This window comes from Bradyrhizobium sp. 930_D9_N1_4 (assembly GCF_052076015.1).
GTDB lineage: Bacteria > Pseudomonadota > Alphaproteobacteria > Rhizobiales > Xanthobacteraceae > Bradyrhizobium.
Window position 1 is genome coordinate 4,921,342 of record NZ_CP197236.1, and the last position, 22,790, is coordinate 4,944,131.

The 22,790-nt window shown below is 65.2% G+C and carries 25 protein-coding genes; 16 read left to right on the forward strand and 9 right to left on the reverse strand.

The genetic code is table 11. The annotated features are described in order from the left end of the window. Positions 1 to 106: 106 nt before the first annotated feature. From AB7532_RS23465 to AB7532_RS23475, 3 genes are all read left to right on the forward strand, one after another. A complete protein-coding gene (locus tag AB7532_RS23465) occupies positions 107 to 1,462 on the forward strand; it encodes a 3-carboxy-cis,cis-muconate cycloisomerase (protein WP_441237068.1) in 1,356 nt (451 codons plus the stop codon). Positions 1,463 to 1,481: 19 nt separating this feature from the next. Next, a complete protein-coding gene (pcaD, locus tag AB7532_RS23470; protein ID WP_441237069.1) occupies positions 1,482 to 2,264 on the forward strand; it encodes a 3-oxoadipate enol-lactonase in 783 nt (260 codons plus the stop codon). Positions 2,265 to 2,374: 110 nt separating this feature from the next. Further along, entirely contained in the window at positions 2,375 to 2,767 is a 393-nt protein-coding gene (locus AB7532_RS23475) for a carboxymuconolactone decarboxylase family protein (protein WP_441237070.1), read from the forward strand. Here the strand turns inward: AB7532_RS23475 and AB7532_RS23480 are convergent. Together AB7532_RS23480 and AB7532_RS23485 are read right to left on the reverse strand one after the other, a co-directional pair. Then, positions 2,729 to 3,253, reverse strand: coding sequence for a hypothetical protein (locus AB7532_RS23480; protein WP_441237071.1), 525 nt, complete (start codon positions 3,251 to 3,253; stop codon positions 2,729 to 2,731). The two genes, AB7532_RS23475 and AB7532_RS23480, sit on opposite strands and share 39 nt — an antisense overlap. 195 nt (positions 3,254 to 3,448) lie before the next feature. Continuing rightward, positions 3,449 to 3,610, reverse strand: coding sequence for a hypothetical protein (locus AB7532_RS23485; RefSeq protein ID WP_441237072.1), 162 nt, complete (start codon positions 3,608 to 3,610; stop codon positions 3,449 to 3,451). A gap of 285 nt (positions 3,611 to 3,895) precedes the next feature. Here AB7532_RS23485 and AB7532_RS23490 point away from each other — a divergent pair, with 285 nt between their 5' ends. From AB7532_RS23490 to AB7532_RS23510, 5 genes are all read left to right on the forward strand, one after another. Next, a complete protein-coding gene (locus tag AB7532_RS23490) occupies positions 3,896 to 4,813 on the forward strand; it encodes an ABC transporter permease subunit (protein WP_441237073.1) in 918 nt (305 codons plus the stop codon). 9 nt (positions 4,814 to 4,822) lie between these two features. After that, entirely contained in the window at positions 4,823 to 6,142 is a 1,320-nt protein-coding gene (gene livM / locus AB7532_RS23495; RefSeq protein ID WP_441237074.1) for a high-affinity branched-chain amino acid ABC transporter permease LivM, read from the forward strand. Further along, positions 6,139 to 6,984 carry an ABC transporter ATP-binding protein gene (locus tag AB7532_RS23500; protein ID WP_441237075.1) on the forward strand — a complete coding sequence of 282 codons (846 nt, stop codon included), beginning with the start codon at positions 6,139 to 6,141 and terminating at the stop codon, positions 6,982 to 6,984. The genes livM and AB7532_RS23500 overlap by 4 nt, the downstream gene beginning before the upstream one ends. Beyond that, entirely contained in the window at positions 6,981 to 7,721 is a 741-nt protein-coding gene (locus AB7532_RS23505; RefSeq protein WP_441237076.1) for an ABC transporter ATP-binding protein, read from the forward strand. Before AB7532_RS23500 ends, AB7532_RS23505 begins: the two co-directional genes overlap by 4 nt. 161 nt (positions 7,722 to 7,882) lie before the next feature. After that, on the forward strand, positions 7,883 to 9,001 hold the full coding sequence (locus tag AB7532_RS23510; protein WP_441237077.1) for a branched-chain amino acid ABC transporter substrate-binding protein: 1,119 nt from the start codon (positions 7,883 to 7,885) through the stop codon (positions 8,999 to 9,001). 75 nt (positions 9,002 to 9,076) lie between these two features. Here the strand turns inward: AB7532_RS23510 and AB7532_RS23515 are convergent, their stop codons facing one another. Beyond that, positions 9,077 to 9,463, reverse strand: coding sequence for a response regulator (locus AB7532_RS23515; protein ID WP_441237078.1), 387 nt, complete (start codon positions 9,461 to 9,463; stop codon positions 9,077 to 9,079). 268 nt (positions 9,464 to 9,731) lie between these two features. Here AB7532_RS23515 and AB7532_RS23520 point away from each other — a divergent pair, with 268 nt between their 5' ends. Continuing rightward, positions 9,732 to 12,512 carry a PAS domain S-box protein gene (locus tag AB7532_RS23520; protein ID WP_441237079.1) on the forward strand — a complete coding sequence of 927 codons (2,781 nt, stop codon included), beginning with the start codon at positions 9,732 to 9,734 and terminating at the stop codon, positions 12,510 to 12,512. Between the two features lie 54 nt (positions 12,513 to 12,566). Then, entirely contained in the window at positions 12,567 to 13,565 is a 999-nt protein-coding gene (locus AB7532_RS23525) for a P1 family peptidase (RefSeq protein WP_441237080.1), read from the forward strand. Positions 13,566 to 13,720: 155 nt separating this feature from the next. Here the strand turns inward: AB7532_RS23525 and AB7532_RS23530 are convergent, their stop codons facing one another. Beyond that, positions 13,721 to 14,473: an EF-hand domain-containing protein gene (locus AB7532_RS23530; RefSeq protein ID WP_441239342.1), complete on the reverse strand. Its 753-nt coding sequence runs from the start codon at positions 14,471 to 14,473 to the stop codon at positions 13,721 to 13,723. Between AB7532_RS23530 and AB7532_RS23535 the strand changes: the two genes are divergently transcribed. The 5 genes from AB7532_RS23535 to AB7532_RS23555 all read left to right on the forward strand — a co-directional run bounded on the left by AB7532_RS23535 (position 14,355) and on the right by AB7532_RS23555 (position 16,762). Next, on the forward strand, positions 14,355 to 14,612 hold the full coding sequence (locus tag AB7532_RS23535) for a hypothetical protein (RefSeq protein ID WP_441239426.1): 258 nt from the start codon (positions 14,355 to 14,357) through the stop codon (positions 14,610 to 14,612). The two genes, AB7532_RS23530 and AB7532_RS23535, sit on opposite strands and share 119 nt — an antisense overlap. Positions 14,613 to 14,786: 174 nt before the next feature. Further along, entirely contained in the window at positions 14,787 to 15,488 is a 702-nt protein-coding gene (gene rpe / locus AB7532_RS23540; protein ID WP_441237081.1) for a ribulose-phosphate 3-epimerase, read from the forward strand. A 49-nt stretch (positions 15,489 to 15,537) separates the two neighbouring features. Next, positions 15,538 to 16,095 carry a hypothetical protein gene (locus tag AB7532_RS23545; protein WP_441237082.1) on the forward strand — a complete coding sequence of 186 codons (558 nt, stop codon included), beginning with the start codon at positions 15,538 to 15,540 and terminating at the stop codon, positions 16,093 to 16,095. 270 nt (positions 16,096 to 16,365) lie between these two features. Then, complete coding sequence (locus AB7532_RS23550; protein WP_441237083.1) at positions 16,366 to 16,545, forward strand: hypothetical protein; 180 nt, start codon at positions 16,366 to 16,368, stop codon at positions 16,543 to 16,545. Between the two features lie 25 nt (positions 16,546 to 16,570). Beyond that, on the forward strand, positions 16,571 to 16,762 hold the full coding sequence (locus AB7532_RS23555; RefSeq protein WP_007602380.1) for a hypothetical protein: 192 nt from the start codon (positions 16,571 to 16,573) through the stop codon (positions 16,760 to 16,762). Positions 16,763 to 16,851: 89 nt separating this feature from the next. Here AB7532_RS23555 and AB7532_RS23560 read toward each other — a convergent pair whose 3' ends face one another. The 5 genes from AB7532_RS23560 to AB7532_RS23580 all read right to left on the reverse strand — a co-directional run bounded on the left by AB7532_RS23560 (position 16,852) and on the right by AB7532_RS23580 (position 21,200). Then, positions 16,852 to 18,285 carry a protein kinase domain-containing protein gene (locus AB7532_RS23560; protein WP_441237084.1) on the reverse strand — a complete coding sequence of 478 codons (1,434 nt, stop codon included), beginning with the start codon at positions 18,283 to 18,285 and terminating at the stop codon, positions 16,852 to 16,854. A gap of 6 nt (positions 18,286 to 18,291) precedes the next feature. Continuing rightward, positions 18,292 to 19,032 (reverse strand): metallophosphoesterase family protein, encoded by a 741-nt coding sequence (locus AB7532_RS23565; RefSeq protein ID WP_441237085.1) that lies wholly within the window; start codon positions 19,030 to 19,032, stop codon positions 18,292 to 18,294. 116 nt (positions 19,033 to 19,148) lie between these two features. After that, on the reverse strand, positions 19,149 to 19,754 hold the full coding sequence (locus tag AB7532_RS23570) for a hypothetical protein (RefSeq protein WP_441237086.1): 606 nt from the start codon (positions 19,752 to 19,754) through the stop codon (positions 19,149 to 19,151). Next, positions 19,747 to 20,433, reverse strand: coding sequence for a hypothetical protein (locus AB7532_RS23575; protein WP_441237087.1), 687 nt, complete (start codon positions 20,431 to 20,433; stop codon positions 19,747 to 19,749). The genes AB7532_RS23570 and AB7532_RS23575 overlap by 8 nt, the downstream gene beginning before the upstream one ends. Next, positions 20,430 to 21,200, reverse strand: coding sequence for a MotA/TolQ/ExbB proton channel family protein (locus tag AB7532_RS23580; protein WP_441237088.1), 771 nt, complete (start codon positions 21,198 to 21,200; stop codon positions 20,430 to 20,432). The genes AB7532_RS23575 and AB7532_RS23580 overlap by 4 nt, the downstream gene beginning before the upstream one ends. 197 nt (positions 21,201 to 21,397) lie before the next feature. On the opposite strand from AB7532_RS23580, the gene AB7532_RS23585 reads away from it, so the two are divergent. Further along, complete coding sequence (locus AB7532_RS23585) at positions 21,398 to 22,783, forward strand: sensor histidine kinase (RefSeq protein ID WP_441237089.1); 1,386 nt, start codon at positions 21,398 to 21,400, stop codon at positions 22,781 to 22,783. Positions 22,784 to 22,790: the final 7 nt, after the last annotated feature.

Here is a 22,790-nt window from a genome sequence, read left to right on the forward strand (position 1 = left end):
AGGGTGGCACCCGGTCACGTGCAATGCATATTCGCACCTGCAAAAAGCTTGCGGTGATGGTTTGGGATTGGCAGAGCCGGGCCATGGTGATTAGGTCCCGCGCAACATGAGCACAGCCCTCTCCCCCCTGCTCGCGCCGATGCTGTCCAGCGCAGCCATGCGCGCCGTCTGCGACGACCGGTCTACGCTCCAGAACATGCTCGATTTCGAGGCAGCCCTGGCCAGGGCCGAGGCCGCCACGGACGTGATTCCCGCGTCCGCCATTGGCCCGATCGAAGCCGCCTGCCAGGCCGATTCCTTCGACATGGCCGCCCTTGCCGAGGCCGCGACACGGTCCGGCAACCTCGCGATTCCCCTGGTCAAGGCGCTGACCGCCAATGTCGCGAAGGCCGACGCCGAGGCCGCGCGGTATGTGCATTGGGGCGCGACCAGCCAGGACGTCATCGACACCGCGACCATGCTCACGCTTCGCGCCGGCATCGATGCGCTGGACGCCGACCTCGGCCGCGCCATCAAGGGTTTTGCCGCGCTGGCGCGCAACCACCGCAACACGGCGATGGTGGCACGGACCTGGCTCCAGCACGCGCTGCCGATGCCGTTCGGGCTGAAGGCCGCCGAATATGCCTCGAGCCTCGCCCGCGCCCGCTGCCGTCTGCGGCGTCTGCGCAGCGAAGGCCTGGCGCTGCAATTCGGCGGTGCCGCCGGCACGCTTGCCGCACTCGGCGACAAGGGCCTCGCGGTCGCCGAACGGCTGGCGCAGGGGCTCAACCTGCCACTGCCGGAAGCGCCCTGGCACACCCATCGCGACCGGATCGCCGAGGCCGCATCGGCCTTCGCGATTCTCACTGGTAGCTGCGGCAAGATCGCGCGCGACGTCTCGCTGATGATGCAGACCGATGTTGGCGAAGCGTTCGAGCCCGCCGGCGAAGGCCGCGGTGGCTCCTCGACCATGCCGCACAAGCGCAACCCGGTTGCGGCCGCGAGCGCGCTGGGCTGCGCGACCATGGCCCCGCAACTCGCCGCGACGATTTTTGCAGCCCAAGTGCAGGACCATGAGCGCAGCGCCGGGCCGTGGCATGCGGAATGGCCGACGCTGCCGCAACTGATGCTGGTGACTTCTGGCGCCCTCGCCGCCATCGTCGACATCGCGGAGGGCCTTGACGTCGATGCCGCGCGGATGCGCAGCAATCTCGATGCGACCCACGGCCTGATCATGGCGGAAGCGGTCACCTTTGCGCTGGCCGACAAGATCGGCAAGAGCGATGCGCATCATCTCGTCGAAGCCGCCAGCAAGCGCGCGGTCGCCGAGAAGAAGCATCTGCGCGACATTCTCGCCGCCGATACGCAGGTCACCGCGCATCTGACGCCGGAAAAAATTGCGGCATTGTTCGAGCCGATGGCCTATCAAGGGGCTTCCCAAGCCCTGATCGACCGGCTGCTCGACAGCCTCGACCGCGAATAAGATACGACGGAGACGCCGCATGCCCATGATCGATGCCGACGGTTGCCTGATCAACGTCTCCGTCGAGGGCCGCGACGGCGGACCCACGCTGATGCTGTCGAATTCGCTCGGCTGCACGCTGCAGATGTGGGAGCCGCAGATGAAGGCGCTGACGCAGATATTCCGCGTCATCCGCTACGACCGCCGCGGCCACGGCAAATCGAACGTGCCGCCCGCTCCCTACACGCTGGAGCGTTTCGGCCGCGACGTGCTGGCGATCCTGGACGACCTCAACATCGAGAAGGTGCACTGGTGCGGCCTGTCGATGGGCGGCATGGTCGGGCAATGGCTGGGTGCGAACGCGCCGGAACGTTTCGGCAAGCTCATTCTCGCCAACACCTCCTGCTATTACGCCGAACCGACCAAATGGTTGGAGCGCATCGACGCCGTGAAGAAGGGCGGCATCGCCGCTGTCGCCGATGCGGTCGTCGCGGGCTGGCTGACGCAGGATTTCCGCGAGCGCGAGCCCGACATCACGGCCAGGATGAAATCGATGCTGCTCGCCACTCCCGTCGAGGGCTATCTCGCCTGCTGCGAGGCGCTTTCCACGCTCGACCAGCGCGCGCTGCTGCCCAAGATCAAAAGCCCCACGCTTGTCATCGCCGGCCGCCATGACATGGCAACCCCGATCTCGGCAGGCGAGCTGATCCGCTCCAACATTCCCGGCGCCAGCATGACCATCATCGACGCCGCGCACATTTCCAATGTCGAGCAGCCGCATGCGTTCACCGACGCGGTGGTGGGGTTCCTGACGCAGCGCTAACCACGGCCGTCATTGCGAGGAGCGTAGCGACGAAGCAATCCAGACTGCCTCCGCGGAAAGATTCTGGATTGCTTCGCTACGCTCGCAATGACGGAGAGGAGGAAAGAAACATGGACGACCAGAAGCGCCGCGATGGCGGCATGAGCGTACGCCGAAAAGTGCTGGGCAATGCCTGGGTCGACAAATCGATCGCGAACCGCAATGCGTTCAACACCGACTTCCAGGACATGATCACGCGCTATGCCTGGGGCGAGATCTGGACCCGGCCGCATTTCGACGAACGCACGCGACGGGTGCTGGTGATCGGCACCATGGTCGCGCTCGGGCAATGGGACGAATTCCGCCTGCATGTGCGTGCGGCGCTTGCCGAGGGCGGCTTCACACCCGACGACATCAAGGAAATTCTGCTTCAGCAGGCGATCTATTGCGGCGTGCCGGCGGCGAACCACGCCGTCAAGGAAGCCTCAGCGATTGTGCAGGAGCTCGGCCTGCTCAAGGCCTAGCGGCGGAGTTGCCTCGACGGTCTTTGGTGCGGCGTCAGGCCGTTCGATCACCACCACGATGGCCGCACCGAGCAGCAGCAGCAGCTCGGTGGCGTGCAGCCGTAGCGCGGCCAGCTCGCCGACCTTCGAGGCCATCAGCATGCTCGCAAACGAGATGATAATGCCGATTGCCAGTGCAATGCCGAGCGCCTCGTCGCTGCCACCGTTCTTGCGGGTCCGAGGAATGCACAGCAGCACGAGATGGATCGCGAAGAACGTCACCGCGGTTGCCCGTCCCAGCGCCAGCAGCCAGGCAGCGCGGACCGTGTCCATCCCCGCCATCTGGAGATGGTCGCTCAGGTACAGCGCGACTGCGACGCTCGGCCGCTCGTAGAGGCCGTGCACGGGCGCGACCATGATGTTGAAGGCGACCAGCGTCCAGGCCGGGATGAAATAGGCCGCCAGCAGCGCGCCGTTGACCGAGCCGATCCGCCAATTCCTGAACATGCCGCTTCCCGCTTCGCCTGCCTCGCGCCTTCGCTGGGAAGGCTTTGCGGGGAGCTAACTCGCATCAGACTGTGGCGGCAATTTAAACCCTTTGTTTACCTTAACCGGCCGATTGACGCGTGTGGGCAAGGAAAAGGCCCCGCCTTTCGGCGGGGCCAATCTCAAGGACCAGGATTCATTCCTGGGCTCCCAAATCTACTTGTTGTCCTGACCGTGCTGGCCACCCTGCTGCTGGCCGGGCTTGTCGCCCTGACGCTGCGGGTCCTGCTGCTGCTGGCCGGGCTTCTGACCGCCGCCCTGCTGCTGACCGGGATTCTGGCCCTGCTGGCCCGGATTTTGGCTCTGCTGCTTCGTCATTGGGAAACTCCCTTGTTGGACGTCAGAGGAAAACCAACAGCCGGCATCCGTTTTGGTTGCTGTGCGGAACCAAGTTCCTCTAACCTGCGGGAACCGGTGACAGCCGTAACCAAATGACCTCTGTACAAGCCGTTGTGCCGCGGCATGGCCAGTTGCAGCGGCCAGTTCCCTCCTGTTACAAAACGGGAAGAATGCTTGAGGGCTTGCCGGGGCCCGAGAAGAAACTCAACATCTCTCTCGAAGACCTCTCTTTGAGCCAGCGTCAGGTTTTGGTAACGGCAGCCCATGGATTATTTCGCCCAGCAGCTCATCAACGGTCTCGTTCTGGGCTCGATCTACGGCCTGATCGCCATCGGCTACACGATGGTCTACGGCATCGTCGGCATGATCAACTTCGCCCATGGCGATGTCTTCATGATCGGCGGCTTCATCGCGCTGATTACCTTCCTGCTGCTGGTCTCGACCGGCCTGACCGCGATCCCCGTGATCCTGCTGATCGTGCTGCTGGTGTCGATGGCGATCACCGCGCTTTACGGCTGGACCATCGAGCGCATCGCCTACCGGCCGCTGCGGCATTCCTTCCGCCTGGCCCCGATGCTGTCGGCGATCGGCATGTCCTTCGTGCTGACCAACTATTCGCAGGTCGCGCAGGGCGCCCGCGTCAAGCCGATCCCGCCCTTCATCACCGGCGGTTACACGCTGCATGAGAGCAACGACGGCTTCGTCATCCAGCTCTCCAACATTCAGATCATGGTGGTCGTCACCACCGTCGTGCTGCTGGCCCTCTTCACTTGGCTGGTGTCGCGGACCCGGCTCGGGCGCGACATGCGCGCCTGCGAGCAGGACCAGACCATGGCCGCACTGCTGGGCGTCGACGTCGATCGCACCATCTCCATGACGTTCGTGATCGGCGCGGCGCTCGCCGCGGTCGCCGGCCTGATGTACCTGCTTTATTACGGCACGGTCGATTTCTTCATGGGCTTCGTCGCCGGCATCAAGGCGTTTACCGCAGCCGTGCTCGGCGGCATCGGCTCGCTGCCCGGCGCCATGCTCGGCGGCCTCGCGATCGGCCTGATCGAGACATTCTGGTCGGCCTATTTCTCGGTCGGGTACAAGGACGTCGCGGCGTTCTCGATCCTGATCGTGGTGCTGATCTTCATGCCGACCGGCCTGCTCGGCCGTCCCGAAGTCGAAAAAGTCTGACGGGCCCGCGTGACAACTCCTCCGACCCATTCGGCCAAATCTGCAACGGGCATTCCTGGTCTCCTGAAGACAGCCTTCATCAACGCACTGATCGCACTGGTGCTGTTCTCGCTGATGGTCGGCATCCGCACCGAGGCAGGCTCCGACGGCCAGCTCACCTACTGGACGCGCTTCGGCGAGCTCGCCTCCCTCGTCGCCGCGGTGTTCGGCGGCTCGATCGTGATCGAGCTGCTCAGGCAATGGATCGGTTCGTCCGGCGCCGAGAAGCTGGTGCCCCCGGCGGTGCAAAGCGGCATGTCGTTCATCGGCCGCTACCTCGCGCCGGCACTTCTCGTCTTCACTGTGCTGGTGCCTGTGATCTTCTATGACCAGCGCTACATGCTCGACCTCGCGATCCTCGTGCTCACCTATGTCATGCTGGGCTGGGGCCTCAATGTCGTGGTCGGGCTCGCGGGCCTGCTCGATCTCGGCTACGTCGCCTTCTATGCGGTCGGCGCCTATTCCTACGGGCTGCTTGCCACCAATTTCGGCTGGTCGTTCTGGGTCTGCCTGCCGCTCGCCGGTATCCTCGCCGCGTTCTGGGGCGTGCTGCTCGGCTTCCCGGTGCTGCGCCTGCGCGGCGACTATCTCGCCATCGTGACGCTCGCCTTCGGCGAGATCATCCGCCTCGTCATCATCAACTGGCAGGAGCTCACCGGCGGCCCCAACGGCGTCTCCGGCATTCCCCGTCCCTCCTTCTTCGGCATTCCGCTCGACAACAGCGATAACGGGCTGGCGGCAAAACTCGGCATCGAATACTCGCCGACCCACCGCATCGTGTTCCTGTTCTACCTGATCCTGGCACTTGCGCTGCTCACCAACTGGGCGACGATCCGGCTGCGACGCCTGCCGATCGGCCGGGCCTGGGAGGCACTCCGCGAAGACGAGGTCGCCTGCCGCGCGCTCGGCATCAACACCACGACCACCAAGCTCACGGCGTTCGCGATCGGCGCCATGTTCGGCGGCTTTGCCGGCGCGTTCTTCGCGACGCGCCAGGGCTTCATCAGCCCGGAATCCTTCACCTTCCAGGAATCGGCGCTGGTGCTCGCCATCGTCGTGCTCGGCGGCATGGGCTCGCAGCTCGGCGTGGCGCTAGCAGCGCTCGCCATGATCGGCGGCTTCGAGCTGTTTCGCAGTCTCGAGACCTACCGCATGCTGGTGTTCGGCATGGCGATGGTGCTGATCATGATCTGGCGGCCACGCGGCCTGATCGGCCATCGCGCACCGACCGTGTACCTGACCAAGGCGAAGGCGATCTCCTCCGACCTGGTCAAGGAAGGGCACGGATGAGCGGCGACAAGATCAGCGACAAGATTCTTGCTGTCGACCGGCTGACCATGCGCTTCGGCGGCATCGTCGCCGTGCAGGACCTGTCGTTTGCGGCCGAGCGGAAAAAGATCACCGCGCTGATCGGACCGAACGGCGCCGGCAAGACCACCGTCTTCAACTGCATCACCGGTTTCTACAAGCCGACCGGCGGCGCCATTCGGCTCGCCCATGACGACGGCAACGTGATCGCGCTGGAGCGGCTGAACGATTTCCGCATCGCCAAGCAGGCCAAGGTGGCGCGCACCTTCCAGAACATCCGCCTGTTTCCCGGCATGACCGCGCTGGAAAACCTGATGGTGGCGCAGCACAACGCGCTGATGCGCGCCTCCGGCTTCACCTTCCTGGGCCTTGTCGGCGCCCCCGTCTACCGGGAGGCCGAAAAGCGCGCGATCGATCAGGCGACCGACTGGCTCAAGCGGATCAATCTGCTCGATCGGGCCGACGACGCCGCCGGCAATCTCGCCTATGGCGACCAGCGCCGGCTCGAGATCGCGCGCGCGATGTGCACCGAGCCGGCGCTGTTGTGCCTGGACGAGCCCGCCGCCGGCCTCAATGCGCGCGAGAGCGCTGCGCTCAGCGAACTCCTGCTCTCGATCCGCAACGAGCTCGGCACCTCGATCCTGCTGATCGAGCATGACATGTCGGTGGTGATGGAGATTTCCGACCACATCGTGGTGATGGACCATGGCGTCAAGATCGCCGAAGGCTCGCCGCGCGAGGTTCGCGACGATCCCAAGGTGATCGCGGCCTATCTCGGCACCGACGAGGACGAAGCCGCAGCGGTGATGGAGAGCGGGTCGTGACGTCGCCCACGCCCCTGCTCGCGATCCGCAGCCTTCGCGCCGCCTATGGCAAGATCGAGGCGCTGAAAGGCGTCGACGTCGAGATCAATGCCGGCGAGATCGTGGCGCTGATCGGCGCCAACGGCGCCGGCAAGTCGACGCTGATGATGACGATCTTCGGCAAGCCGCGCGCCCGCTCGGGGCAGATCCTGTACGAAGGCCGCGACATCACCGACGTTCCCACCCACGAGATCGCGCATCTGCGCATCGCGCAATCGCCGGAAGGCCGGCGCATCTTCCCGCGCATGAGCGTCGCCGAGAACCTCCAGATGGGGGCGGACGCCACCGAATGCACCGATGCGGAACGCGAGGCCACGCTGCAACGCGTGTTCTCGCTGTTTCCGCGCCTGAAGGAGCGCTACGCCCAACGCGGCGGAACGCTGTCGGGCGGCGAGCAGCAGATGCTGGCAATCGGCCGGGCCCTGATGAGCCGGCCCCGCCTGCTTCTGCTCGACGAGCCCTCGCTCGGGCTGGCGCCGCTGATCGCGCGCCAGATTTTCGATGCGATCCGCACCCTGAACCGGCAGGACGGCCTGACCGTGCTGATCGTCGAGCAGAACGCCAACCATGCGCTCAAGCTCGCCCATCGCGGCTACGTCATGGTCAACGGCCTGATCACGCTGGCGGGCACCGGGGCCGAGTTGCTGCAGCGCCCCGAGATTCGCGCCGCCTACCTGGAAGGCGGCCGGCACGGCTGAGCCTGCCCGAGGCCGGAGCACGTGCGGCCGAATGCGGCGAGATATCTCCGCCAATGCCCGTATTTTGCCGGTGACTTCTCCCGAGATTCATTCAAGAATGGCGCCGGTTTGGACCGGGCGTATCCGGCAACTTCCACAGGCGACCACCCGCGAGGTATCTCATGAAATCACTGAAGCTCATCGGTCTGGCATTCGGCGCGTCGATCGCGCTGTCGAGCGCGGCGTTCGCGCAGGATGTCACCGTCGCAGTCGCTGGCCCGATGACCGGCGGCGAGTCCGCCTTCGGCCGCCAGATGAAGAACGGCGCCGAGATGGCCGTGGTTGACATCAACGCCGCCGGCGGCGTCAACGGCAAGAAGCTCGCGCTTACCGTCGAGGACGACGCCTGCGATCCGAAGCAGGCGCGCTCGGTCGCCGAGAAGATCGCCAGCGCGAAGATTCCGTTCGTCGCCGGGCACTATTGCTCGTCGTCGTCGATCCCGGCATCCGAAGCCTATGCCGACGGCAACGTGCTCCAGATCACGCCGGCCTCGACCAATCCGAAGTTCACCGATAGCGGCCTGTGGAACGTGGCGCGCGTCTGCGGCCGCGACGACCAACAGGGCCTGGTCGCGGCGCAGTACATCGCCAAGAACTTCAAGGGCAAGAACATCGCGATCCTCAACGACAAGACCACCTACGGCAAGGGTCTCGCCGATGAAACCAAGAAGGCGCTCAACAAGGCCGGCATCACCGAGAAGATGTACGAGTCCTACAACAAGGGCGACAAGGACTTCAACGCGATCGTCTCGCGCCTGAAGCGCGACAACATCGACCTCGTCTATGTCGGCGGCTACCATCAGGAGAGCGGCCTGATCCTGCGCCAGATGCGTGACCAGGGCCTCAAGACCATCCTGATGGCCGGCGACGCGCTCGCCGACAAGGAATACGCCTCCATCACCGGCCCGGCCGGCGAAGGCACGCTGTTCACCTTCGGTCCCGATCCGCGCAACAAGCCGACCGCCAAGAAGATCGTCGACGCCTTCAAGGCCAAGAACATCGACCCCGAGGGCTATACGCTCTACACCTACGCGGCGATGCAGGTCTGGTCGCAGGCAGCAAAGAAGGCCGCCACGACGGACGCCAAGAAGGTTATGGCGGCGATCAAGGCCGGCAAGTGGGACACCGTGATCGGCCCGATCGAGTATGACGCCAAGGGCGACATCAAGCAGCTCGACTACGTCGTCTACAAATGGGACGCCAAGGGCGGCTACGCCGAGATCAAGGGCAACGGTACTTGAGACAGGATGTCTGACCATTTGGCCAGATCGATCCCAACGCCCCGGTTCGCCGGGGCGTTTTCTTTTGCCGGGCGGTCAGACGGCTGCGGAGAGCTCGCCGCCCGCCGCGGCCTGGGCCTTCCGGAGCGCTTGCAGCAGATCGTTCGGCCGAAACGGCTTTTGCAGGCACACCACGTCGGCCAGATCCGGCGCCTCAACCATGAAATCCAGCGCGGTCATGCCGGAGACAGCCACGATCGGGAACCCGGGAACCTGCTCGCGGATGGCCACCATGACGTCGACGCCGCTGGTCTCGGCCAGGAAAATATCGACGATCGCGGCATCGAAAGCGCCCTCGCCGAAAGCCTTCAGGCCCGCCGCGCCGCTATCCGCCTCGATCACGTCATAATGGTTGACCCGAAGCACGATCGCGACCATGGCGCGGACGTCCTTCTGGTCGTCGACAATGAGCACGCGGGGCATGGGAACAACTCCCGGATCCGTATCATTAATTGGTTCAATTCACCGCAAAAGGGCGGCAAGGCAGTATGAGTCCGTGCCAGTAAAGCACCTCTTACCAGTTACCTATTCCGCGTCCCCCTCCAAGTTAAGTAAGCTGTAACCCTCGGTTGAGTCGCAAGCGCTTTTTGTCACGATAGGCGCCCAGAGCCGGCTACCATTGAGGGAGCGGCAGTCTGGGCTGGAAAAGACTGACGAGCGAGATCACCATGCCGGCTTACGAGAGACCAAAGTGCTAGCCCCCAACGACCGAAGCACATTCCTGTCGACCTTGCCGGCAACGCGGAGCGACCGCACGTCGGCCCTGGCGATCGTCGGCATTTCCGCGATCCTGTTCGCGCTGGCCGTGCCGTTTGCAGGCATGCCGCTCCCACACGTGCCGGCCTTCGTGGCGAGCTACCAGTCGGCGCTCGCGGTCAGCGACATCATCACTGCCGTTCTGCTGCTGTCACAGTTCGCCGTGCTGCGCAGCCGCGCTATCCTGCTGCTGTCGACCGGCTACCTGTTCACGGCAGCCGCCGCGGTGACCCACGCCCTCACCTTCCCCGGACTGTTCGCCCCGACGGGGCTGCTGGGTGCGAGTTCGCAGACGACAGTCTGGCTCTATATGATCTGGCACGCCGGTTTCCCGCTGTTCGTGCTGACCTATGCCTTCCAGAAGGACGGCAACGGCGGCAACCGGGTTACGGGCCCGACGGCGCCCGCGATCACGCTCGCCGTCGCCGGAGCGCTGGTGGTGATGACGGTCTTCACCTGGCTGGTGACCGCGCAGCACGACCTGCTCCCCGTTCTGCTCAAGGATGGCCACTACACCACCACCATGATCGGCGTGGTGTCGTTCGTGTGGTCCCTGAGTTTCGCCGCGCTGGTCACGCTGTGGTTTCGCAAACCGCACACGGTGATCGACGTCTGGCTCATGGTCACGATGTGCGCCTGGCTGTTCGACATCGCGCTGTCGGCGATCGTCAACGTCGCGCGCTTCGATCTCGGATTCTATGCCGGCCGGCTCTACGGCCTCGGTGCGTCGAGCTTCGTGCTCGCGGTGCTGCTGATCGAGAACGTGCGGCTCCAGGCCAACACCGCAGGCATGGTCGGCGCGCTGCAGCGACAGTCGAGCACCGAGCGAAACTACTACGCCGAGCGCGAACGGCTGTTCAGCGCCGTCGTGGAGTCCTCCAACGACGCCATCATCACCAAGTCGCTCGACGGCACGATCACGTCCTGGAACCATGCGGCCGAGCGCGTCTTCGGCTATTCCGCCGAAGAAGCGGTCGGCCGTCAGGTCGACATCATCATGTCGGAGGCACAGCGCGAGGAAGTCGCCGAGATGCTGGCCCGCACCCGCAATGGCGAGGTGATCGACCTGCACGAGACCATCCGGCTGCACAAGAGCGGCCAGCCCATCGACGTGGTGCTGAGCCAGGTTCCGCTGCGATCGCGCGACGGCAACATCATCGGGGCCTCCAAGGTTGTCCGCGACATCACCGAGCGGAAGCGGGCGGAGTCCGCTCTCAACCGCGAGATCGAGGAGCGCCAGCGCATCTTCGAGACCTCACAGGATCTGATCCTGGTCACCGACGGTTTCGGCAATTTCATCCAGATCAGCCCGAGCGTGAAGGACATCCTCGGATTCAGTCCGGAGGACATGATCGGGCACAGCGCGACCGAGTTCATTCATCCGGATGACCTCGACAGGACCAGGAGCGAGATGCGCGCGGCGCGGCGCGGCGCGGTCAAGCGCAGCTTCGAGGCGCGCTATTATCACTACGACGGTCACGAGGTGACGCTGAACTGGATGGGCACCTGGTCTGATCCGGTGAAGCGCCATTTCTTCATCGGCCGCGACCTCACCGAGAAGCAGGCCGCCGAGGCCCAGCTCAGGCAGGTCCAGAAGATGGACTCCATCGGTCAGCTCACCGGCGGCGTCGCCCACGACTTCAACAACGTGCTCACCGTCATCACCGGCACGATCGGCATTCTGTCGGATGCGGTGGCCGACCGTCCCGAGCTTGCCGCCATCACCAAGCTGATCGACGATGCCGCCGAGCGCGGTGCGCAACTGACAAAACACCTGCTTGCCTTTGCCCGCAAGCAGCCGCTCCAGCCGCGCGAGATCGACGTCAACGCATTGACGCTCGAAGCCGCCAAGCTGCTGCATCCGACCCTCGGCGAGCAGATCACCATCATGCCGCAGCTCACCGAGGATGCCTGGCCTGCCCTGGTCGACCCGGGTCAGCTCTCCACTGCGATCCTCAATCTCGCGCTGAACGCGCGCGACGCCATGCCCGACGGCGGCACGCTGGTGCTGGAGACCCGCAATATCTTCCTCGACGACGGCTACGCCAGCATGAATCCCGACGTCGTCGCGGGCAGCTACGTGATGATCGCGGTCAGCGACACCGGCACCGGCATCCCGCCGGACCTGATCGAACGCGTGTTCGATCCCTTCTTCACCACCAAGGAGGTCGGCAAGGGCACCGGGCTGGGCTTGAGCATGGTGTTCGGCTTCGTCAAGCAGTCCGGCGGACACATCAAGATCTACAGCGAGGAAGGCCACGGCACGAGCGTGAAGATCTACCTGCCGCGATCCAGCGGCGTGCAGGAGACCGAGTTCGAGGCGCTCCAGAACGTGCCCATCACCGGCGGCAGCGAGAAGATCCTGATCGTCGAGGACGACGCGCTGGTGCGGCAATATGTCGTGACCCAGATCAAGAGCCTCGGCTATGCCGCACTCGAAGCCGCCAACGCGGCGGATGCCCTCGCCATCATCGATGCCGACAAGGGGATCGACCTGCTGTTCACCGACATCATCATGCCGGGCAATATGAACGGCCGCCAGCTCGCCGACGAAGCGGCGCGGCGGCGTCCCGAGTTGAAGACGCTGTTCACCTCGGGCTACACCGAGAATGCCATCGTCCATCACGGCCGGCTCGATTCCGGCGTGCTGCTGCTCGCAAAACCCTACCGCAAATCGGAGCTCGCCAAGATGCTCAGGACGGCGCTTGCGAGTTGAGCCTGCGGCATCGGTGCGCTATCGCAGACGCCTGAAGCGCATGGAGTGCCGGCCTTGAAAAATCTGCTCACCGATATCGCCGGTGTCCGCGTCGGTCATGCCGAGGATGCCAAAGCCGCCTCCGGCGCGACCGCGATCATCTTCGATACCCCTGCGGTTGCGGCCATCGACGTTCGCGGCGGCGGCCCCGGCACGCGCGAAGACGCACTGCTCGATCTGGCCAGCACGCAAGAACGGGTCGATGCGATCGCGCTGTCGGGCGGTTCGGCCTTCGGGATCGAGACCGGCGGCGGCGTCCAGGCCTGGCTCGCCGAGCAAGGCCGCGGCCTTCGGATTCGCGAGGCGGTGATCCCGCTCGTTCCGGGCGCGATCATGTTCGATCTGCTCAATGGCGGCGACAAGGCCTGGGGGCGGTTCGCGCCCTATCGCGATCTCGGTTACGAAGCGGCCGTGGCCGCCGGCCACGACTTCGCATTGGGCAGCGTGGGCGCGGGCCTTGGTGCCACCACCGCAACCTTCAAGGGCGGCCTCGGCTCGGCTTCAGCGGTCCTCGCCAATGGCATCAAGGTCGCGGCAATCATCGTCGTCAATGCGGTCGGCAGCGCCACCGTCGGCGACGGCCCGTGGTTCTGGGCCGCGCCGTTCGAAGAGAACGGCGAGTTTGGCGGCCGTGGCCTGCCGCCCAAATTCACGCCGGAGATGCTGGCGATGCGGATCAAGGGCGGCCCCGCCGCGAGCGCGCGCGAGAACACCACGATCGGCGTCGTCGTCACCGATGCCAATTTGACCAAAGCGCAAGCTAAACGGCTTGCGATGATCGCGCACACCGGTTTTGCCCGCGCCATCTATCCGGTGCACGCACCGACCGACGGCGACGTGCTGTTTGCGGCCGCGACCTGCGAGAAGCCGATCGAGCCGCTGGTGGGCCTCACCGAACTCGGCACGGTCGCCGCCAACGTGGTCGCGCGCGCGATCGCCCGCGGCATTTACAGCGCGACGGCGCTGCCGTTCCCCGGTGGGATGCCGGCGTGGAAGGACCGGTTTGGCGGGTAGTCGGACGCCCATCAAAACACAGCTGTCACCGCCCGGCGAAGACCGGGCGATCCAGTATCCAAGAGGCTGCGGTGATTGAATCGGGAGGCCGCGGCGTACTGGATGCCCCGCTTTCGCGGAGCATGACGGCGTCATTTGCGGAGAGGACTTCTCGCTCACACGCTCATCGACATGGACGAGCCGGCACTCGCTGAGGCGCCCTGCCCCTGCCCGCCCTGCCGCTGCATCAATTGCGCGAACAGATCATAGGCCGAATTGCCGCGAGCGTTCGCATTTGAGGAGCTCGACGCGCCCGGGACCGTCGTCGACATCTTGAAGCCGTCGGCATAGGTGACGGTGGTGGTGGTCGAGCCGTCGGCCGCGGTCGTCGTGGACGAGGTCGAGCCGCCGCTCGACTGCGACGAGGAATCCGAGCCATCGCCCGAGCCGTCCGCGCCCTGCGCCTGGTGGCCGTGATGACCGCTCTTCAGCGCCTTCGACATCTCATCGAGGCTTACGCTGCCGTCGGAATCCGAATCCATCTTCGAGAAGACGTCGTCGGCCTGAGCAAGGTTGGTGCCGCCGGCGCCGAGCGCGTTCTCGAATTCGGACTTGGTGATGCTGCCGTCGCCGTCTGCATCGATCTGCGAGAACAGATCCTTGAGCGCCGCGTCCCGGCTGGTCGAGGTCGAGGAGGTCGCGCCCGACGAGGTCGAGCTGGCCGTGCTGCTCGTGCCGTCCGAGGACTGGCTTTGGGCTGCGAACAGCGCGTTCATCGTCTCCGGCGAGATTTGCGGAGTTCTACCCGCATTGACCGACGAGGTTGCGCCTGATGTCGAGTTGCTGCTGCTATCAATCGCGAACGGATTGGTCGCGCCTTTCGAAGACCCCGTCTTCTGGGTCGACGAGGACGATTTCGAATTCGTCAGCGACTGGATCGCGTCGAGTGCACTCGATACCGCGCCAAGGGCAAACAACATTGCACAACTCCAACCGATGCGGCACGCCGCAGCCAATGTTCTGGCGGTGAAGTCAGCAAACGTCGTGCCAGCGCAAAAACCTCAATGAAATCCGCCTTGGCAACGCTTTGCGCAGCCCGGAACACCGGCAATTCGTGCCGGTCGCGGCAGAAATTTCCGCCCACAGGAAGCACGCCGCCCCTGCATTGCCCGGCGTGGAGGCCCATGTTAGGCGGGGTCCATCTTTCACGGCCGCCAAGGGAAACCTAAGGGAAACCGCGCCATGACCCAAGCCTTCACCCCTCGCCCGCTGGCCATTGCGCCCTCGATCCTGGCCTCGGACTTCTCGAAGCTCGGCGAGGAGGTGCGCGCGGTGGACGCCGCCGGCGCCGACTGGATTCATCTCGACGTGATGGACGGGCACTTCGTTCCCAACATCTCCTACGGCCCCGACGTCATCAAGGCGATGCGCCCGCACACGAAGAAGATCTTCGACGCGCATCTGATGATCTCGCCTTGCGACCCCTATCTCGAGGCCTTCGCCAAGGCCGGCTGCGACCACATCACCGTGCATGCGGAGGCCGGTCCGCACCTGCACCGCTCGCTCCAGGCGATCCGCGCGCTCGGCAAGAAGGCCGGGGTCTCGCTCAATCCGGGCACGCCGATCGGCGTGCTCGAATACGTCATCGACCTCGTCGACCTCGTGCTGGTGATGTCGGTCAATCCCGGATTCGGCGGCCAGGCCTTCATCCCCTCGGCGATCTCCAAGGTCCGCGACATCCGCGCCATGACGGCGGGCCGTCCCATCGACATCGAGGTCGACGGCGGTGTTGGCCCCGATGTCGCGGGTCCCCTCGCCGCGGCCGGCGCCAACGCCTTCGTCGCCGGCACCTCCGTGTTCAAAGGCGGCACGCAGGACGCTTACAAGACCAACATCGCCGCGATCCGTAACGCGGCGGCCACCGCGCGCGGCGAGGCCATCTGACGGCCATTCGCGGCCCGAACCGGCCCCGTGGTCGTTGCGACCAATGGGAATGGATGAAATCCGCGCCACTCTGTTTTCCGCGGGCTTGCGGCGCCTGCGCGGCGAGGCCTTGCAGGACGGCGAGAAGGTCCTCTGGCAGAGCCAGCCCGACGGCATCGCCCGCATGCTCATGTGGCGATTTCTGTGGTGGATCGGATTCCCCTGGCTGTTGCTGACCGTCATCGCCATCAGAAATGACTGGATCGGCCAAGCGGCCCAACCACTCGCGATGGTCGGCATTGCGATGGTTGCAGCGCCCCTGGTGATGTTGCTGCAAGACCTGCAGACGCTCTATCTGATCACCGATCGCCGCGCGCTGATCCTGCGAACGGCCTGGGGCCGGCGGGTGATCGGCCAGACGTCGTTCAAGGCGATGGACGCGATCTTCGAAATCCTCGACATCGGCGGTGGCGTTGGCCACCTCAATTTCGCGTCAGGGCGATCGACCCGTTCGCCCGATACCGACTACACCGGCCGCTACGGGTTTCGCTGTGTTCGAAACGCACCGCGCGTCAGGGATATCCTCGAAGGCGCACGCGCTGGCACGAGGCCGCGGTCGCGCACGTAAAAGCCTGCGGCTCTTACGGTGTTGCGACGCGCAATGCCTAAAATTGCAACCTTGATCCGTACTCCTCCGGGCTTCCCTGATTCGCGCAAATCACCGCATGTGATTCTTGCCTGTTTTCGCGGGAGCACATCATGACGACGACCCTGGTTTGGACTGGCGTGGCGTTGTGGCTTGGTTTTTGTGGGTTTGTTGTGTTTGGCCCGTCGGCCGGACCGGTACAGGTCCCGGCACGTTCGGCGCGTAGCCTCCGTCGCCATCGGATCTGACGCCATGCAGATCTCCCTTGTGAAGCGTCAGCCGAAGCGCAGGTGCCGCATCCCGCGGCGCCCGCATCCCAGCCTCGACTATTTCTTCGGACGGCTCGAACGCACCGAAGGCGAGATGCGCGACGATCCGGGCGCCGAGACGGCGGACCTGGACTATCCATTCCGGTCACCGCGCCGGCATTGAAACTATGAATCGGACTTTTGACCTGATGAAACCGCACTGCCCGAACTGCCTGAAGGAAATGACCAAGGCATCCGCGTCGCGTAACCTCTTCAACTGCGAGCCCTGCCGCGAGATCATCCAGTTCTTCGGCGGCAGCGCGGATCACGGCGAGCCCGGCCCCCAGTTCTCCTGGCCGATCCGCCGCAAGCGTTCGGTCCACACCGCCCACGCGGCCTGATCTTTTCTAAAGCGCGATGAGATCGCGCTTTGGGTTCCTGTTTGAGCATGATCTTTTCGGAAAAACGCTTCGCACTTTTCCGGATCATGCTAGCCCCACACCACGCCGGCGTCTGGTTTCGCCGCCGCCATTCGCGGCGGCCGCACCACCGTGACGGTGCAGGTCGCCTCCGCAGCCACCTTGGCCGAGACGCTGCCGAGCCAGGTCCGCCTGAACGAATTTTGCCGCGCCCCGATGATGAGATGGTCGACCGAGTTCATCTCGGCGAATTCCAGCAACGCCGTGGCGGGATCGACCGCTTCCAGCACATGAACAGACAGCCGGCTCTCGTCGAGCTTCAAGGGCATCGCCCAATGCCCCAGCGCGACAAGGCGGTCGATGTGCTTGTTGGACCCCTGCTCGTCCAGCGTCTTGTCGATGGCGATGCGGTTGAGCTTCAGCACATTGAGACAGGCAAGCCGCGCTGACGGCAGCGTGGCCAGGATGCGTTCCGTCGTCACGCGCAGCGCCTCGTTCAGTTCCTCCGTACCTTCCACCGTGTCGAGCGCGACCGCGAGGATCGGGCTGGAGGCGATTTGCGCGGCGACATCCGATTTCGCGCGCGGCGCCATCACACCCTGGTTGAAGCGGCGTCGCCACGCCACGCTGAGTGGATCACGCTTCAGCCGCTCCGAGCGCGCGGTGAGTTTGACCTGGTCCGGATGGGCGAGATCGAAGGCGAGCTGGGACGCAGTCGGATAGCGCCACACCGGCTCGATCTCGAGACACCGCAGCACCACCTCCTGGAGCCAGGGCGGATAATCCGCACGCAGTTTGCGCGGCGGATGCGGATCGCGCCAGAGCCGGCGCCGCATCGCGCGCAGTGTCTCGCCCTCGCCGAACGGACGCTCGCCGGTGGTGAAGAAATACAGCAGCACGCCGAGCGAAAACAGATCGCTGCGCGGGTCGTCGCGAACGCCCAGCAGCCGCTCCGGCGCCATGTAGGGCGCGGTGCCGTAAGGCAGGCGGAATTCCTCCTGCAGGAGATCAGGCAGATGGTTGTGATGCGACAGGCCGTAGTCGATCAGCACCGCTTCGCCGCTCTCGCGAAACATGATGCTGCTCGGCTTGAGATCGTGATGGATCACGTTCTGCCGGTGCAGATCGGCGAGCGCGGTCGCAATTTTGGCAACGAGCTGCCGCGCCTCCTCGTAAGGGAGTGGCAAGTCCGGCAGCCGCTTGTAGAGCGTGGTGCCGGGAATGCGCTCGATCACCGCATAGGCCTGGTGCGCAAAATCGCCGGTGCCGAAACACGAGGGCACGTGCGGGCCTGCGAGCCGCGGCAGGATCATCATCTCCATCTCGAAGGACACGATCGCGGCGGGGTCCTCGCCCTCCGACACCCGGGGAATCTTCATCAGCAGCGGCACGTCGATGCCGGGATGAGTGACGGTCCACAGCGTCGCCATGCCGCCGGCGTGAACGCATTCGCCGATGGTGTAGCCGTCGATCTCGGCGCCTGATGTGACCAGGGATTGCGGCATCGGCCTCTAGCGCCCCTGCGACAGCCGGTCGGCCAGCCAGTGCGGCAGGCCGTTCTCGCGGATGCGGCCCGCAGCCGTCGCGATGTCATAGGGCGCGCGGCAATAAGTGATCTGGCATGACACGGTGTCGAACAGCGCGAAGGCTGCGGACGGATCGCCGTCGCGGGGCTGGCCGACCGAGCCGAGCACGGCCAGCCATTGCCGCCCGCGCAGCAGCGGCACGGAGACGTCGGTCTTGGGCACGAGGCCGGTCATCTTCGCCGTCACCGACATCGAGTACAGCGCGGGGCGATGGACATGGCCGCAGAAGGTGACGTGTGCGGGCGTCGCGATCAGGCTCTTGGCGGCGTCCGCCGTCGAGCGGACATAGTGCCAGCGCTGCGGGCTGGAGGCTTCCGAGTGGACGTAAAGGCGCTCCTTCTCGTCCACCAGCATCGGCAGATCGGCAAGGAACCGCCGCTGCGCGACGTCGAGCCGTCCGCGCGTCCATTCGATCGCGATCTGCGCCTCGGCATTCATGGTCTCGGTCGTGGTGTTGACGGCCTCGTCATGGTTGCCACGGACAGCGATAGCGCCCTCCTTGACCAGAGCCATCGCGGTCTCCACCACCCATTCCGGATCGGCGCCATAGCCGACGAAGTCACCGAGCAGGACGAACCGTTCCGCGCCCTTCGCGCGAGCAACCTTCAGGCAGGCCTCGAACGCCTGCCGGTTGCCGTGAATATCCGAGAAAACCGCGAGAAGCACGCACCCTCCACCCTCGAACCTTATTGGGAGCCGATAAGGCCAAATTGAGGGACGTCAAGAACATGCGCCAGCGGAGCGCGGTTTGCCAGCGCTGCGCTGTCACGATGGTGAAGAGCCTATTGCTCGTCTTTCGGCGGCATCCGGGGCGGCGGAATCGGGGTGAACAACGCGCCTTGCGCACCGGCTGGCGGCGCCAGGAATTCGCCGGTCGAGGAATCGCCGCCGGTCGTCTCCAGAATGGTCTTGGGCGTCACATATTCCCGCACCATGTCGATCAGGCTGCCGTCACCGCCGCCGAAATCGGCGGCACGGCCGCCTTGCGGATGTCCCAACGCGATCTCGTTCTCTGCGGCATGGGTCTTGTCGGCCAGCCGGTCATTGTAGGGCACACGAAAGGCGCGCGGGATGCCGCTCGGGCGATTCTCCTCGTCGAGCTGCTCGACCCAGAGATAGATCGAGCCGGGATCGCCCTCCAGCGAATGCGGCTCGACGACGCGGGCCTTCAGCAGCTTGAAGGTCGCAGGCAGCCGGTCGGTGCTGGCCCAGCCGAGCAGGCCGCGCATCTCGGTGAAGCTGACGACGTAGAACGCGCTGGTGACCACCACCGCGACCGCCTTGAACGACCAGTGCAGCCGCGCATAGACCAGCACGACGAGCAGCAGCGCGCCGATCACGGCGTAGGCGACCGATAGCGTGAAGATGACCGTTTGCAGATTAATCACGGCGCACCCTCTTGGCGTTACTGCTCACGCCGGTGTTCGGATCGAGATCGGCTCCGTTGCGCCAGGTGCTGCGAAACGTCTCAAGCAGCGATTTCGGCCGCTGGCTCACGTCGACGACCTTACCCTCAGCATCGAGCCGGAACCGCACGGCAGTCTTCTCGTCACCGGTGTGGTCGAGCGTAAACTTGTTGTCGAAGACCACCTGCGCAGTCGGATTGAGTTTCTGCACCTTCACATTCGCCATCACGGGCTCACCGGTCGTGGCAACGAAATGCGAGACGTTCACCGTGTATTCGCCGGGGACGATGCCGCGCAGCGTGACGATTTCCTCGCGGATCGGCGAGGCGATCTTCTTGCCGTTGACCATGATGAAGTCGTTGGCCCCGCCCCGGTCGTCGCGGTCGAGCGTGAGGAAGCCGGCCTCGCGATGGCGGTACCAGGCGATGTTGCCGGCGGGATCCTGCACGAACAGGTCGAGGTCATCAGGGTGGCTGTCCGGCCAGTCCAGCGTGATGATGAACTCCGCCTTGGAGTCGATCTTGCCTTCCTTCGCGTCCGGTGACACCGCGAGCAGCGCGAGGAAGAACAGGAACGCGATCACCTGGAGCGCCTTGAACAGCATCACGCCCAGGGGATCGAACGGCTCCTCGCGCGGATAGAGACCAAAGTCATCCATCATGGCGCGGTTCCAGCGCCTTTACGTTCCAACACCGGCGTCACGTAGGTCTCGGTCAGCACCACGGCATCCGAGAACACCCGCTGGGTCGCGGCGTCCAGCATGTAGTACTGGATGCGGACCAGGATCGAGCCGACAAGACCCGCCAGCGTCGTGTACATCGCGACCGCCATGCCGTCGCTCATCAAGCCCATCGAGGAGCGCATCGCGACCTTGTCGGCGGCATCCAGCCCCGCGATCGGCGCCAGCATGATGATGAAGCCGACGATGGTGCCGAGCAGACCGAGCTTCATCAGCGTGTCCGAGACGAACGCGCCGAACCCGTTGGAGCCGCGCAGGCGGTCGGCCAGCGTGCGCAGCAGCAATGTCTGGTCGACAGGGCGATAATCCTGCGCGGCGGCCTTGGTCACCAGGCTTTCGATGTGATCCCGCACCAGCCCGCGCGGCAGTGCCGCCGCGCCCGCATCCAGCGTCTTGCCGCCTTCGGGCGCCGCGAGCATCGCCCGGCAGCGCTGGGCCGCCGCGCCCTCACGCGCGATAGCCCGCGTGCGCAGGAAGCAATGGCCGCAGGTCAGGACGTAAAGCAGCGCGATGATGCTGGAGATGTAGGTGCGATCCGAGGTCAGCATCAGGCGGATCAGGCCGAACCGCCACAGCAGCACGACGGCGAAGATCGAAAGCCCGGTGAAGATCATCCAGAACAGGAGCGCGCTGCGCTCGGATGGGTCGGTCGTTACAGGCGCGATCGGTCCAATCGTCATCGAACTCATGCTGCACTGCTCCCGGCCTGCAAGAATCGGCCTGCAAAATTCCACCCGATTAGATCAAAGCCGCCGCGCCCAGTCCAAAGACCCATGCCCAATCCGGCTTGGGAAATTTGCCCGAGCTGCATTCCTGCCGTTCCCCGCAATTGGCAAGGCGCGGCGGCGTTGTTAGGCTGACCCTATCAAACGTTGAGGGTGATCGCATGCGCCTCGTGCTTCAGCTTGTCGCCCGTCTGCTGCTTATTGTTTCGCTGTGCCTTGGCGCGGCGACCGTATGGGCCACGTTCGATGCCTATCGCAGCGTCGACCGGGCAACAGCGGCCTCGGCGCAACGGGTCGCGCAGGCGCTTCAGGCGATCTACTGGCACGAGTTCTTGTTGCGGAGCAGCAGAACGCGCGAGCAGCTCCTGCCGGTTCCGGAGTGGCGCACGCTGGAGACGATGAAACTGATCTCGCCCGGCGTCTGCGTCGAGTTCCAGCCGGCCATCGCCTTCGAGAAGCCGCTCTGCGGCCAGAGCGAGGGACTGGGCAAGGTGCCGCCGCGCTGGTTCACCGCGATCGTGCCGATCTTCCTCGGCAGCCACGCCGAAGTGGTGCGGCCGGTCAGTCCCCGCGCCGCAGCCGCAGGAACGGTCGTCGCGACACCGGATGCCGCGGCCGCGATCTCGCTCGCCTGGGAGTACATTCTCAATGTGATCGACGTCGCGCTGTTGATGGCGGCGGCCATCGCGATCCTGGCCTCGCTTGCCATCGCGCACGCCCTCGCACCGGCGCGGACCATCGTCACCGCGCTTCAGCGCATGGCGCGCGGCCACTACCGGACAAAGCTGCCGCGCTTCCGCTCGATGGAGCTGGCGATGATCGGAAGCGCCGTCGGCGAGCTCGGCGGCCGGCTCGAGGAAGCCACCGAACAACGCGCGGCGCTGACACGGCGGCTGATCGAGATCCGCGACGACGAACGCCGTGCCCTCGCCCGCGAGCTGCACGACGAGTTCGGCCAGAATCTCTCGGCCATCCTCGCCTTCGCCAACACGATCGAAACGGCGAGCGCGAAGGAGAGCCGGGATAAGGGGAGCAAGGACAACGGCATCGCGCAGGACGCACGCATGATCTCCCAGGCCACCCATCATCTGATGGCCTCGCTGCGCGACGCGCTGAAGCGGCTGCGCAATCCGCTGCCCGACGAGCTTGGGCTGGAGGCGAGCCTCGTGAATCTGGTGGATAGCTGGCGCTCGCAGAGCGCGGCACGGCCGACGATCCAGCTGGATCTCAGGGGCGACCTCACCGACATCAGCGGCCCGGCCGCCACCACCGCCTATCGCGTCGCCCAGGAGTGCCTGACCAACGCATTGCGCCACGGCGCGGCACGCGAGATTTCGCTGCGCGTCGAGCGACGCACGGGCGATGACGATGCACTGCTGATCCGCGTCGAAGACGACGGCGGCGGCGATGCGGCACGCGTGGCGCAGTCGGCGGGCTTCGGCCTCACCGGCATCCGCGAGCGTGTCGCAGCAGCCGGCGGATCGTTGTCGATCCTGCCCGCCAATCGCGGCCTCAGCGTCGCCGCCACCATCCCGCTCGCCGCGTGAGGCCGCG

Bases quoted from the DNA above. Each gene is read 5' to 3' on its own strand.
- AB7532_RS23510 (WP_441237077.1), top strand. From the start codon at position 7,883: ATGAAATCACTGAAGCTCATCGGTCTGGCATTCGGCGCGTCGATCGCG.
- AB7532_RS23475 (WP_441237070.1), top strand. From the start codon at position 2,375: ATGGACGACCAGAAGCGCCGCGATGGCGGCATGAGCGTACGCCGAAAA.
- AB7532_RS23555 (WP_007602380.1), top strand. From the start codon at position 16,571: ATGAAACCGCACTGCCCGAACTGCCTGAAGGAAATGACCAAGGCATCC.
- AB7532_RS23500 (WP_441237075.1), top strand. From the start codon at position 6,139: ATGAGCGGCGACAAGATCAGCGACAAGATTCTTGCTGTCGACCGGCTG.
- AB7532_RS23560 (WP_441237084.1), bottom strand. From the start codon at position 18,285: ATGCCGCAATCCCTGGTCACATCAGGCGCCGAGATCGACGGCTACACC.
- AB7532_RS23580 (WP_441237088.1), bottom strand. From the start codon at position 21,200: ATGAGTTCGATGACGATTGGACCGATCGCGCCTGTAACGACCGACCCA.
- AB7532_RS23585 (WP_441237089.1), top strand. From the start codon at position 21,398: ATGCGCCTCGTGCTTCAGCTTGTCGCCCGTCTGCTGCTTATTGTTTCG.
- AB7532_RS23480 (WP_441237071.1), bottom strand. From the start codon at position 3,253: ATGTTCAGGAATTGGCGGATCGGCTCGGTCAACGGCGCGCTGCTGGCG.
- rpe (WP_441237081.1), top strand. From the start codon at position 14,787: ATGACCCAAGCCTTCACCCCTCGCCCGCTGGCCATTGCGCCCTCGATC.
- AB7532_RS23485 (WP_441237072.1), bottom strand. From the start codon at position 3,610: ATGACGAAGCAGCAGAGCCAAAATCCGGGCCAGCAGGGCCAGAATCCC.
- AB7532_RS23550 (WP_441237083.1), top strand. From the start codon at position 16,366: ATGCAGATCTCCCTTGTGAAGCGTCAGCCGAAGCGCAGGTGCCGCATC.
- AB7532_RS23575 (WP_441237087.1), bottom strand. From the start codon at position 20,433: ATGATGGATGACTTTGGTCTCTATCCGCGCGAGGAGCCGTTCGATCCC.
- pcaD (WP_441237069.1), top strand. From the start codon at position 1,482: ATGCCCATGATCGATGCCGACGGTTGCCTGATCAACGTCTCCGTCGAG.
- AB7532_RS23545 (WP_441237082.1), top strand. From the start codon at position 15,538: ATGGATGAAATCCGCGCCACTCTGTTTTCCGCGGGCTTGCGGCGCCTG.
- AB7532_RS23490 (WP_441237073.1), top strand. From the start codon at position 3,896: ATGGATTATTTCGCCCAGCAGCTCATCAACGGTCTCGTTCTGGGCTCG.
- AB7532_RS23465 (WP_441237068.1), top strand. From the start codon at position 107: ATGAGCACAGCCCTCTCCCCCCTGCTCGCGCCGATGCTGTCCAGCGCA.
- AB7532_RS23515 (WP_441237078.1), bottom strand. From the start codon at position 9,463: ATGCCCCGCGTGCTCATTGTCGACGACCAGAAGGACGTCCGCGCCATG.